The sequence below is a fragment of the Polaromonas sp. OV174 genome (assembly GCF_900112285.1).
Lineage (GTDB): Bacteria > Pseudomonadota > Gammaproteobacteria > Burkholderiales > Burkholderiaceae_C > Polaromonas.
The window spans coordinates 1-11930 of sequence record NZ_FOKZ01000046.1; the positions used below are offsets into that span (position 1 = coordinate 1).

The window sequence follows — 11930 nt, forward strand, 5'->3', positions numbered from 1 at the left end:
GGTACAGCGGCGCTGGAGACGGCCTACACGTATGGCTCGAGTTGCCGGGGTATTGGAACTCCTCACAGCTTGCGCGTGCAGCCGACAACGAGGGCATAGCAGTCACGCCGGCGGAGGCATTCGCCACTGGCAGCGGATCCGTGAATGCCATTCGGATCTCTTTGGGCTGCATCAAGGACCGTGGACGCTTACAGGCGGGTCTTCAACGGCTGTCTCATCTGCTTGCGCGGCGGCCCGAGACGTTCAGCGCTGCTGTGGTTTAACTGTCCAGGAAACACGGTGCATCATTCAGGAGTTCTCTCAATGCGGTCGCACATGGGTTTGCTGCCTCAGTGTTTATGTATCGTGAGATCACGCACGAAAGTGGACAGACTGGAAGAAAGCTACGTGAGCTGTGCAGGACAACGTCTGCTTTGGGTCGTGATGAGCCGGCTGTAGCGTGCAGAAACGGCCTTCGATCCTGTGCTCTGCTTACTCCACGGCCGAGCGACTGGTGTCGAATGTGAAGCAGTCGGCCGAGGCAATCGGCGGCCAATGGCCGCTGTTCGTGCTCGACGTCATCCACGGCAGACTCGCGCGACTGACTCTGGTCAGCCTGAACCGGGCACCGGTGCGCGTTCTATAGCCAACTGCTCCTGGCCGTTTGGGGCAATCCGAAGAGTTTAGTGAGTCGCCGTAGTCAATGCGTCGGGCATGACGTCGTCGAAACGCCGAGAGCATGGGGTAGGGTGCAATAGTCTCGAATTCGGTGGTCAGTTTGCACCGGTATTTGCAAAACCATGTTCATTCATCAGTCCTGCGTCGAATACGCGGTTGTTGTGAACTCTATTAAGTGCGCTCCGCTTAAGATGATGTGCTTGTTGTGAACTCTATTACTTTGTTGTGAACTCTATTACCTTGAACCATGGCGACTACGACGCGGCCATCGTCGATCTGGATGGCACCCTGGTGGACACCATGGGCGACTTCGTGGCGGCGCTCAACCTGATGCTGGCCGATGTGTTGCCCCAAGGCTTGGCGACCAGTCCGCTGGATGTGGCCACGGTCAGCCGCATGGTCGGCAAGGGATCCGAGTATTTGGTCAAATCCGTGCTGAATCACGTTCAATCCCATGCTGGCCAAGCGCTACCAGCTATTGATTTGGTAGCACAATACGAGCCTGCCTTTGCCAGTTATCAGAAGCACTACGACCGCATCAACGGCCTGCATTCGGCGCTTTACCCCGGTGTGCTGGAAGGCCTGCGCGGTTTGCAGCAGGCCGGGCTGCCCATGCTGTGCCTGACCAACAAGCCGCTCGCCTTTGCGCGCTTGCTGCTCAAGCTCAAGGGGCTGGACGGTTTTTTCAGCGAGGTGTTTGGCGGCGATTCGTTTGAGCGCAAAAAGCCTGATCCGCTGCCGCTGCTCAAGGCCTGCGAGTTTTTGGGCACCCAGCCGGGCCGCACGCTGATGATTGGCGACTCCAGCAACGACGCCCAGGCGGCGCGGGCGGCGGGTTGCCCGGTGCTGCTGTTGACCTATGGCTACAACCACGGCGAGCCGGTACGCGCCGTGGATGCCGATGGTTTTCTGGACTCGCTGGCCCAGTTGCAGCTGCGGCCGTGAGCGCCTGGGCGGGCCCTAGGAGGCCTTGCCCAGCAACTGCTCCTTGAGTTTCCCGTCTGCTGGCTGCGGGCCTAGCCAGATGCGCATCATGGCGTTAAAAAATTCGACCTCTTTGATGGGCTCGCCCTGGGGCTTGCCCTTGACCGAAATGACGGTGCCGCTGTCGGGGACCCAGTCTATGGTGAAGCTTTCCCCGGCGACCATTTTTTTCTGCTCTGAAAAAATCTGGCCCATTTTCACCAGGCCAGGAATCAGCTTGGACATTTCGGTCTTGGGGGTGTTCTCTTCAAAGGCCTTGGTGAAGCTCTTGCCGAGCTCGTTGGAGTCGATCTCGCGCAACAGCGTGATGCTAATGCGCCGTGGCCCCGTGGCGGCGTAAACCTCTTCCGGCGTGGCGGCTTTTTTGCCCAGGTAGAGGGCGGCCACATAGACCTTGAAAATCGCTTTGTAGCGGATGCCGGCGCCATTGAGCTGCAGCTTGCTGCCGTGAACATCGACCGGGTCGTCGAGCTTGATGCCCCCGACCTCCATGGGCGCGGCCAGCGCCCCAAGTGACAGCATCAAGCCTGCCAGGCCAGTCATCCATCGCCGTTTGAAAGTCATGAGATGTCTCCAGGATATTTTTTAAACAAGTCAAAAAAGAACGATCGTTCTTTTCTCATTTTCAAGCCCATGAGGACCTCTTGCAAGAGGGTTTGCGAGATAAGCATTAGTACCAAGATTCGTACCAAGTTGTGAGCATGGCGCATCAAGCGGGCTGGCGGGGCCGGGCTCTTTGCTACACTTTGGCCTACATGTTCATTCATCGCATCATTCAAACAGCTTGTGCAAGCCGGGGAGCCTGGCTTTGGCGTCCCTGTCCCGCCACGCACGCCTGAGGCGTTCACGGGTTCACGCCTTGAGCCCGCGCAGCTGCCACAGACTGCCCATCCCGAATTGATGCGCTCTTGCGCCACGCAAGAGCACCCCGGCCCCGGACTTCGGGGCGTTTTGAATGACAGGGGCGGCGCCATCAAGCGCGCCGGCCACTGGAGAAGGACTCACTGTGATGACTGAACTCGAATTTAAAAGCCTGGCAACCCAAGGTTTCAACCGCATTCCTCTGATGCTGGAAGCGTTTGCCGACCTGGAAACCCCGCTCTCGCTCTATCTCAAGCTGGCGCACTCCAAGGGCGGCGGCAAATTCAGCTTTTTGCTGGAATCCGTGGTCGGCGGCGAGCGTTTTGGCCGCTACAGCTTTATCGGACTGCCGGCGCGCACGCTGCTGCGCTCCTCGGGCTTTGGCGATAACACGCTGACCGAGGTGGTGACCGACGGCCAGGTGGTGGAAAGCTCAAAACGCAATCCGCTGGATTTCATCAGCGACTACCAAAAGCGTTTCAAGGTCGCGCTGAGGCCCGGCCTGCCGCGCTTTTGCGGCGGCTTGGCGGGGTACTTTGGCTACGACACGGTGCGCTACATCGAGAAAAAGCTGCAGGCTTCCTGTCCGCCCGATACCCTGGGCTGCCCCGACATCATGCTGCTGCAATGCGAAGAGCTGGCGGTGATAGACAACCTGTCGGGCAAGCTCTACCTGATTGTCTATGCCGACCCGGCCCAGCCCGAGGCCTACGCCAACGCCAAGAAGCGCTTGCGCGAACTGAAGGAGCAGCTCAAGTATTCGGTCAGTGCGCCGGTTGTGAAGCCGTCGCAGGGCTATCCGGCCGAGCGCGAGTTCGCCAAGGCCGACTACATCGCGGCGGTGGAGCGCGCCAAGGAACTGATAGCGGACGGCGAGTTCATGCAGGTGCAGGTCGGCCAGCGCATCAAGAAGCGCTACACCGAGTCGCCGCTCAGCCTTTACCGGGCGCTGCGTTCGCTCAATCCCTCGCCCTATATGTATTACTACCACTTTGGCGACTTCCATGTGGTGGGCGCCTCGCCGGAAATCCTGGTGCGCCAGGAGCAGGTTGAAGGTGGGCAAAAGGTCACCATCCGCCCGCTCGCCGGCACCCGCCCGCGTGCCTCGTCGCTGGAAGCCGACAAGGCGGCCGAGCAGGAGCTGGTCAACGACCCGAAAGAGCGCGCCGAGCATGTGATGCTGATTGACCTGGCGCGCAACGACATAGGCCGCATTGCCCAGACCGGCACGGTGAAGGTGACGGAAGCCTTTGCGGTCGAGCGTTACAGCCATGTGATGCACATCGTCAGCAATGTCGAGGGCATTCTCAACGAGGGCATGACCAGCATGGACGTGCTCAAGGCCACCTTCCCGGCCGGCACCCTGACCGGTGCGCCCAAGGTGCATGCCATGGAAGTGATAGATCAACTGGAGCCCAGCAAGCGCGGCCTTTACGGCGGCGCCTGTGGCTACCTCAGCTATGCCGGCGACATGGACGTGGCGATTGCGATTCGCACCGGCATCATCAAGGACCAGACCCTGTACGTGCAGGCGGCCGCCGGTGTGGTGGCCGATTCGGTGCCCGAGCTGGAATGGAAAGAAACAGAGGCCAAGGCGCGTGCCTTGATCCGGGCCAGCGAGCTGGTCGAAGAAGGACTGGAGTGAAAAGACATGACGACGATGACACAGAATCACAAAGCAAAACACTGCAACAGCATGGCCGAGGTGCGCCAGCATATTGACGCGCTGGACCAGCGCATCGTGGCGCTGATGGCCGAGCGCAGCGGCTACATGACCCAGGCCGCGCGCATCAAGCAGGACGTGAACCAGGTGCATGACCAGGACCGCATCGACTTCATCGTCGATCGCGTCAAGGCCATGGCGCGCGAGATGGGCGCGCCCGACGCCGTGATCGAGGCGGCCTACCGTGCCATGATCGATGCCTCCATCGCCTTTGAACATGACGAGTTCGCGCGCCTGCGCCAGGAGGTCTGAGCCATGAAACTGCTGATGATCGACAACTACGACAGCTTCACCTACAACATCGTCCAGTATTTTGGCGAGCTGGGCGCTGAGGTGGAGGTTTTTCGCAACGACGAAATCAGCGTGGCAGAAATCGCTGCCCGCGCGCCCGACCTGCTGGTGGTTTCGCCAGGCCCTTGCTCGCCGGCCGAGGCCGGTATTTCGGTGGCGGCGATTCAGTACTTTGCCGGCAAGCTGCCGATTCTGGGCGTCTGCCTGGGGCACCAGGCCATAGGCGCGGCTTTTGGCGGCAAGATCGTGCGGGCGCAGGAGCTGATGCATGGCAAGACCAGCGTCATCACCACCACCCAGCAGGGTCTTTTTGCCGGTCTGCCGGAAAAGTTCACGGTGAACCGCTACCACTCGCTGGCCATAGATCCGGCGTCCTGCCCCGAGGTGCTGCAAGTCACGGCCCGCACCGATGATGGTGAGATCATGGGCATACGCCACAAAGAGCTGCCGATTCAGGGCCTGCAGTTCCACCCGGAATCGATTCTGACCGAGCATGGCCACGCCATGCTGAAGAACTTTCTGGACCAGCGGGCTTGATGTGAACTATGTTTTTGATAGCTGCTTGCGCTTAATTTGCGAGCGCTGGAGGCCTGAGTGACTCAAAAAATCATTGATCTTCGCAGCGACACCGTGACCCGGCCGACGGCCGCCATGGCCGCCGCCATGACCGCGGCAGTGCTGGGCGACGACGTGTATGGCGACGACCCCAGCGTCAACGCCTTGCAGGAAAAAATCGCCGCCATGCTCGGCTTTGAAGCCGCGCTGTTTCTGCCCACAGGCACGCAGAGCAATCTCTGCGCCATCCTCAGCCATTGCCAGCGCGGCGACGAATACATCGTCGGCCAGCTGGCGCACTGCTACCGCTGGGAAGGCGGCGGCGCGGCGGTGCTGGGCAGCGTGCAGCCGCAGCCGCTCAATCACCAGGCCGACGGCACTTTGCTGCTGTCCGACATCGCCGAGGCGATCAAGCCCGACGACGCGCATTTCGCACGCAGCCGTTTGCTGGCGCTGGAAAACACCGTGGGCGGCAAACTGCTGCCCTTTGACTATCTGCAGCAGGCCACGCAATTGGCGCAAGCCAGGGGCCTGAGCCGGCATCTGGACGGTGCCAGGCTGTTTAACGCGGCGGTGGCGCAGGCCGCGCAGACGGGCGGCGATGCCCGCACCGAGGCCAGGCGCATCGCCCAGTGTTTTGACAGCGTCTCGGTCTGCTTCAGCAAGGGCCTGGGCGCGCCGGTCGGCTCGGCGCTGTGCGGCTCGCGTGACTTCATCGCCCGGGCTCACCGCATCCGCAAGATGGTGGGCGGCGGCATGCGCCAGGCCGGCATGCTGGCGGCGGCGGCCTCGCATGCGCTGGATCATCATGTGGAGCGGCTGGCGCAAGACCATGCGCTGGCGCAGCGGCTGGCCGATGGCCTGGCCGGCATCCCAGAGCTGCTGATCGAGCCGCCGCAGACCAATTTGCTGTTTGTCGACCTCAGCGGCCAGGCCCAGCCGCGCGCCGCTGCCTTGCTGGCCCATCTGCAGGCGCAAGGCATTTTGGCCACCGGCCTGTACCGTCTGCGTTTTGCCACCCATCTGGATGTGGACGCGGCCGGCATAGACCGTGCGATCGCCGCGATCCGGGCGTTTTTCCATGCCTGAGCTCCATCAGCTGCTGCTCTTCGTGGCCGCCGGCCTGCTGCTCAATCTCACGCCCGGCCCCGATGTGCTTTACATCGTGAGCCATGCGCTGCGCTCGGGCACGCGCGCTGGCATTGTGGCGGGCCTGGGCATCACCGCCGGCTGCTTCGTCCACATCGTGGCGGCGGCGCTGGGCGTGAGCGCGCTGATGGCGGCGTCGAGCACGGCTTTTGGCCTGCTCAAGTGGCTGGGGGCGGCCTACCTGTTGTGGATAGGCCTGCGCATGCTGTTCTCACGTGGCGGGCAAAACACTCCTAATTTGATAGCTGGTGGCGCAGCAGGGACGGGCGCTATAGGCATAAAAGCCTTGTTTTTTGGCGGTTTCTGGACGAATGCGCTCAATCCCAAGGTGGCGCTGTTCTTTCTGGCCTTTGTGCCGCAGTTCATCGCCCCCGACGCCCAGCACAAGCCGCTGGCCTTTTTCCTGCTGGGCCTGCTGTTCAATTTCAACGGCATCTTCATCAACGTCGCCTGGGCCGTGCTGGCCGGCTGGATGGCGCGGCGCCTGGGCGTGGTGCAGCGCGGCATGCAGGCGTTGCAGCGCGTGGCCGGCCTGATGTTCATAGGCTTTGGCCTGAAGCTGGCCCTGACCGACCACCCCGCGACCTGAGCCGCCAAGACCGCGCTCACAGAAAAAAGTAAGGAGATTCTTCATGCCGAACAGTCACAAAATCACCCCGCAGCAAGCCCTGCAGCGCACCATAGAGCATCGCGAAATCTTCCACGACGAGATGCTGCATCTGATGCGGCTGATCATGAGCGGCGAGATGTCGCCGGTGATGATGGCGGCGCTGATCACCGGCCTGCGCGTCAAGAAGGAAACCATAGGCGAAATCACCGCTGCCGCGCAGGTGATGCGCGAGTTTTCCACCAAGGTCCATGTGGCCGACAAAACCCATCTGGTGGACATCGTGGGCACCGGCGGCGACGGCTCGCACACCTTCAATATTTCCACCTGTGCCATGTTTGTGGCGGCCGCCGCTGGCGCCAAGGTCAGCAAGCACGGCGGGCGCAGCGTCAGCTCGTCATCTGGCAGCGCCGACGTGGTCGAGTCGCTGGGCATTGCGCTGACGCTGTCGCCCGAGGCCATTGCCCAGTGCATCGCCGAAGTGGGCGTGGGCTTCATGTTTGCGCCCAACCACCATCCGGCCATGAAAAACGTCGCCCCGGTACGCAAGGAGCTGGGCGTGCGCACCATCTTCAACATCCTGGGGCCGCTGACCAATCCGGCCGACGCGCCCAATATTTTGATGGGCGTGTTCCATCAAGACCTGGTGGGCATACAGGTGCGCGCGCTGCAGCGACTGGGCGCCGAGCATGCGCTGGTGGTTTACGGCAAGGACGGCATGGACGAAGTCAGCCTGGGCGCGGCCACCGTGGTGGGCGAGCTGAAAAGCGGCGAGATCACCGAATACGAAATACACCCCGAAGACTTCGGCTTGTCCATGACCAGCAACCGTGCCCTCAGGGCCGAGTCGCCGGCCCAGTCCAAGGCCATGCTGCTGGGGGTACTGGACAATCAGCCGGGGCCGGCGCGCGACATCGTCATGCTCAACGCCGGCGCGGCACTCTATGCCGCCAATGTGGCCGACTCGATGCAGGCCGGCATCCAGCTGGCGCGGGCCGCGCTGGAATCCGGCGCGGCCAAGGCGCGTTTGCAGCAACTCATTTCCACCACCCAAACACTGGCCTCCCAAGCGGCCCAATAAACATCATGTCTGACATCCTGAACAAAATTATTGCCGTCAAGCGCGAGGAAATCGCCGAGGCGATCAATCGCAAGCCTCTGGCCGTCATGCGTGAAGACGCCGAGTCGCGCGTGCTGACCCGTGACTTCGTTGGGGCCCTGCGCGCCAAGATCGCCGCGGGCCAGCCGGCGGTGATTGCCGAGGTCAAAAAGGCCAGCCCGTCCAAGGGCGTGCTGCGCGCCGACTTCATCCCCGCCGACATCGCCCAGAGCTATGCCGAGCATGGCGCGGCCTGCCTGTCGGTGCTGACCGACAAGCAGTTTTTCCGCGGCAGCATCGACTACCTGAAGCAGGCCAGGGCCTCTTGCAGCCTGCCGGTGCTGCGCAAGGATTTCATCGTCGACGCCTACCAGATCTACGAGTCGCGCGTCATGGGCGCCGACTGCATTTTGCTGATCGCCGCCTGCCTTGACGATGCGCAGATGAAGGCCTTCGAAGCGCTGGCGCTGTCGCTGGACATGGCGGTGCTGGTCGAGGTGCACGACGAGGTCGAACTGGAGCGCGCGCTCAAGCTCAAAACGCCGCTGATAGGCGTCAACAACCGCAATCTGAAAACCTTCGAAGTCTCGCTGGACACCACCCTGGGGCTGCAGGCCAAGGTGCCGGCCGAGCGCCTGCTCATCACCGAGTCCGGCATCAGCAGCCCGGCCGACGTGCAGAAAATGCGCCAGGCCAAGGTGAATGCCTTTTTGGTGGGCGAGGCCTTCATGCGCGCCGACGACCCAGGTCTGGCGCTGAGCCAGCTGTTTGGGCTGTAAGCCGGCCATGGAGCAGCCGCAGCTGGAGGGCTTGTCGGACTCGGCGACGCCTGATTGCCTGAGCAGCGTCGACCCGGCCGACTGGCCGGTGGCGCCCGGCTGGCGGCCCACCACCGAGGCTTTTTTTGCCAGCGATGCCGGCCTGAATTTGCTGGAGTTTCTGCGTCGCCGGCTACAGGCGCAGGCCGTGATCTTTCCGCCCCGGCCGCTACGCGCGCTGGAACTCACGCCACCCGAAGCGGTGCGCGTCGTCATCCTGGGCCAGGACCCTTATCACGGCCGTGGCCAGGGCGAGGGCCTGGCTTTTTCGGTCGCGCCCGGCGTGCCCTTGCCGCCTTCGCTGCGCAACATCTTCAAGGAGTTGCAACGCGACCTGGGCATGCCGCCGCCAAGCTTTCCCGTGCCAGGCGGCAGCCTGGCGGCTTGGGCCAGCGATGGCGTGCTCTTGCTCAACACCTGCTTGACGGTGGAAGAGGGCAAGCCGGCCAGTCATGCCGGCCAGGGTTGGGAGGTCTTGACCGATGCCGTGATTCGCCAGGTCTCGGCCGGTGCGCATGGCGTGGTCTTCATGCTGTGGGGCGCCCATGCGCAGAGCAAGCGAGCGCTGATCGACGCCAGCCGCCACCAGGTCTTGCTGGCCAACCACCCATCGCCGCTGTCGGCGCTGCGGCCACCCTTGCCCTTTATCGGCTGCGGGCATTTCTCGCAGGCGGCTCAGTGGCGTGAGCAACACCTGAAAAGCTAGTTGAATGCTATTGTTTCAATAGCTATGTGCGGCCGTGACTATTGGGCTAGAGGCCTTAATCGCTTGAAAATCCGCTAGAACTCCTGCGGCCGGCTGCCGATATAGTCGCGCTGGATATTGACCGTGCCCTGCTGCCCCAGCGCCTCGAAATGCCGGCTCAGCCAGCGTTTGGCTGCGCCCCGACCCATCTCGAAGAGCTTTTCCAGCATCTGCGTGTCGGCCGACATCTTGCTCGACGAGGGCAGGTCTTCCAGCGCCTCGCCGCCGTCAATGCGGTGCAGGCGCAGGCTTTTGTATTCGACGCCCTCTTGCAGGCGGCCATCGGCCAGCAGCCGGTTGATGAAGTCTATGGCGCGCATCTGGGCCAGCAGGCTGGCGTTGAAGGTCAGCTCGTTCACCCGGTCCATGATGTCTTGCGGGGTTTGTGGCGTCTGGTTGCGGCGCAAGGGGTTGATCTGCACCACGATGATGTCGCTGCTTTCGCAGTGGTTGATGAGGGGCTGCAGCGCCGGGTTGCTGGAAAAGCCACCGTCCCAATAAGGCTTGCCGTCAATTTCCACGGCCTGAAACAGCGTCGGCAGGCAGGTCGAGGCCATCACCGCCTGCAGGTTCAGGCGCTTTCCCGTGAAAATTTCGACCTGGCCGGTGGTTACCTGCGTGGCCGAGACGAAAACCTTGAGGCTGGGCAGGCGGGCGATGGCGGCAAAGTCGATTTCGGCCTGCAGCAGCTTGCGCAGCGGATTGATGTCCAGCGGGTTTGACTGGTAGGGCGACATCCACTGGCTCATGGCGTTGCCAAAAAATTGGCTGCCCTGGTCGGCGCTCCAGCCTCCCGTCAGCATCTTGCTGATGCTGTCGGCCATGGAGCCCAGGCTGCCCATGGCAGCCACGCCCTGCCAGACCTTGGCCAGGGTGGCGCGCGCCAGTTCCCGGGAATGCGAGGCGCCGCCGCCCTCCGGCAGCGCGGCGGCCATGCCATGCGCCAGCGCCACGGCATTGACGGCGCCTGCGCTGGCGCCGCTGATGCCGTCAATCTCTATGCGCTCATCCTGCAGCAGGGCATCGAGTACGCCCCAGGTAAAAGCGCCGTGCGATCCGCCGCCTTGCAGGGCCAGGTTAACCCGGCGCGGTGTGCGCAACTCGGCTGCTTTGGTGGAAGAAGGCGATGCTTGCATGGGCAGAGGGACGGCGTGCCGGCCAGGTTATGAGTGAAGAGCAGAAGGCTGGGAAACGACGAAAAACAGCGAAGCTCGGCGTCCAAGCTACAGCACCGATGGCCTGCAGGGGTTGGAGCCAAGCATCATGCCTCAAGGCGCATCGATGGGCCAGCCCCGTCTGTGTGGACGGAAAGCCGGCTGTATGGTGGCGTGACTGGCCGTTTGAGCCAGTTTCGGGCAGATTATTTGAAGCTTTTTAAGGGTTTGAGTTCAGGATCGGTGGCCAGCGATCAAAAGCCGTGGCATAATTCGAGGCTCACCAGAGGATGGGTGTCCGAGTGGTTAAAGGAGGCAGACTGTAAATCTGTTCGCTAACGCGTACGCTGGTTCGAATCCAGCCCCATCCACCAAGTCCGGCGAGTAGTCGGTATGAGGTCCTTGGTGTGAGTTGATTTGGCAGAGCTGCGCGGGAGTAGTTCAATGGTAGAACCCTAGCCTTCCAAGCTAATGACGCGGGTTCGATTCCCGTCTCCCGCTCCATAGCGCTGGATTGCAAGTGTTTTGGGGTTCTGTCGATTGATGTAGTGTCTGCTGGTTGCAGAAGATTTTTGATTTCAGCCCATTTGGCTCAGTGGCAGAGCACTCCCTTGGTAAGGGAGAGGTCCCGGGTCCGATTCCCGGAATGGGCACCATTTTTAGCTGGCGCGGCACGGTTTTCGCCGCGGCCGGCTGTGATTGGTAACTGGTTTTGTAACTTTTCGGAGTTGAAAATGGCAAAAGAGAAATTCTCGCGGACCAAGCCGCACGTCAACGTTGGCACGATTGGTCACGTTGACCATGGTAAAACCACCCTGACGGCTGCAATCGCAACCGTGCTGGCAGCCAAGTTCGGCGGCGAAGCCAAAGGCTACGACCAGATCGACGCGGCTCCGGAAGAAAAAGCCCGCGGCATTACCATCAACACCGCCCACGTCGAATACGAAACGGCCAACCGCCACTACGCTCACGTTGACTGCCCAGGCCACGCCGATTATGTGAAAAACATGATCACCGGCGCCGCCCAGATGGACGGCGCGATCCTGGTGTGCTCGGCCGCTGACGGCCCTATGCCCCAGACCCGCGAGCACATCCTGCTGGCCCGTCAGGTTGGCGTACCTTACATCATCGTGTTCCTGAACAAGTGCGACATGGTCGACGACGCCGAGCTGCTCGAGCTGGTCGAAATGGAAGTGCGCGAGCTGCTGGACAAATACGATTTCCCAGGTGACGACACCCCCATCATCCACGGCTCCGCCAAGCTCGCCCTCGAAGGCGACAAGGGCC

12 protein-coding genes, 3 tRNA genes and 1 pseudogene are annotated in these 11930 nt (G+C 62.0%); 14 read left to right on the forward strand and 2 right to left on the reverse strand.

The features are described from left to right. A pseudogene (locus BM160_RS22820) lies at nucleotides 1-263 on the forward strand (PLP-dependent aminotransferase family protein); the annotation flags it as partial. A 619-nt stretch (nucleotides 264-882) separates the two neighbouring features. After that, complete coding sequence (gene gph / locus BM160_RS21520; protein ID WP_255369041.1) at nucleotides 883-1602, forward strand: phosphoglycolate phosphatase; 720 nt, start codon at nucleotides 883-885, stop codon at nucleotides 1600-1602. Between the two features lie 15 nt (nucleotides 1603-1617). Here the strand turns inward: gph and BM160_RS21525 are convergent, their stop codons facing one another. Beyond that, nucleotides 1618-2205: a chalcone isomerase family protein gene (locus tag BM160_RS21525; RefSeq protein ID WP_092008201.1), complete on the reverse strand. Its 588-nt coding sequence runs from the start codon at nucleotides 2203-2205 to the stop codon at nucleotides 1618-1620. A gap of 442 nt (nucleotides 2206-2647) precedes the next feature. On the opposite strand from BM160_RS21525, the gene trpE reads away from it, so the two are divergent. From trpE to BM160_RS21565, 8 genes are read left to right on the forward strand one after another with little or no spacing between them, the layout of a single operon-like run. Further along, nucleotides 2648-4147 (forward strand): anthranilate synthase component I, encoded by a 1500-nt coding sequence (gene trpE, locus BM160_RS21530; protein ID WP_092008202.1) that lies wholly within the window; start codon nucleotides 2648-2650, stop codon nucleotides 4145-4147. Nucleotides 4148-4162: 15 nt separating this feature from the next. Beyond that, nucleotides 4163-4477 carry a chorismate mutase gene (locus BM160_RS21535; protein WP_092008210.1) on the forward strand — a complete coding sequence of 105 codons (315 nt, stop codon included), beginning with the start codon at nucleotides 4163-4165 and terminating at the stop codon, nucleotides 4475-4477. A 3-nt stretch (nucleotides 4478-4480) separates the two neighbouring features. Continuing rightward, nucleotides 4481-5053, forward strand: a complete 573-nt coding sequence (locus BM160_RS21540) for an anthranilate synthase component II (RefSeq protein ID WP_092008203.1) — start codon at nucleotides 4481-4483, stop codon at nucleotides 5051-5053. A 57-nt stretch (nucleotides 5054-5110) separates the two neighbouring features. Continuing rightward, entirely contained in the window at nucleotides 5111-6160 is a 1050-nt protein-coding gene (gene ltaE, locus BM160_RS21545) for a low-specificity L-threonine aldolase (protein ID WP_092008204.1), read from the forward strand. Continuing rightward, entirely contained in the window at nucleotides 6153-6809 is a 657-nt protein-coding gene (locus BM160_RS21550; protein ID WP_092008205.1) for a LysE family translocator, read from the forward strand. The genes ltaE and BM160_RS21550 overlap by 8 nt, the downstream gene beginning before the upstream one ends. A gap of 43 nt (nucleotides 6810-6852) precedes the next feature. Further along, nucleotides 6853-7908, forward strand: coding sequence for an anthranilate phosphoribosyltransferase (gene trpD / locus BM160_RS21555; RefSeq protein ID WP_092008206.1), 1056 nt, complete (start codon nucleotides 6853-6855; stop codon nucleotides 7906-7908). 5 nt (nucleotides 7909-7913) lie between these two features. Further along, nucleotides 7914-8705, forward strand: a complete 792-nt coding sequence (gene trpC / locus BM160_RS21560) for an indole-3-glycerol phosphate synthase TrpC (RefSeq protein ID WP_092008207.1) — start codon at nucleotides 7914-7916, stop codon at nucleotides 8703-8705. Between the two features lie 7 nt (nucleotides 8706-8712). Beyond that, entirely contained in the window at nucleotides 8713-9450 is a 738-nt protein-coding gene (locus BM160_RS21565) for a uracil-DNA glycosylase (protein WP_092008208.1), read from the forward strand. Nucleotides 9451-9524: 74 nt separating this feature from the next. Here the strand turns inward: BM160_RS21565 and BM160_RS21570 are convergent, their stop codons facing one another. Further along, nucleotides 9525-10625, reverse strand: a complete 1101-nt coding sequence (locus BM160_RS21570) for a patatin-like phospholipase family protein (protein ID WP_092008209.1) — start codon at nucleotides 10623-10625, stop codon at nucleotides 9525-9527. Nucleotides 10626-10931: 306 nt separating this feature from the next. Between BM160_RS21570 and BM160_RS21575 the strand changes: the two genes are divergently transcribed. The 4 genes from BM160_RS21575 to BM160_RS21590 form a co-directional block, all read left to right on the forward strand. Then, nucleotides 10932-11017 (forward strand) — tRNA-Tyr (locus tag BM160_RS21575). Nucleotides 11018-11073: 56 nt separating this feature from the next. Then, a tRNA-Gly gene (locus BM160_RS21580) sits at nucleotides 11074-11147 on the forward strand. A 77-nt stretch (nucleotides 11148-11224) separates the two neighbouring features. Beyond that, a tRNA-Thr gene (locus tag BM160_RS21585) sits at nucleotides 11225-11299 on the forward strand. 78 nt (nucleotides 11300-11377) lie between these two features. After that, on the forward strand, nucleotides 11378-11930 hold a 553-nt coding region (locus BM160_RS21590), incomplete at its 3' end, for a GTP-binding protein (protein WP_143093185.1).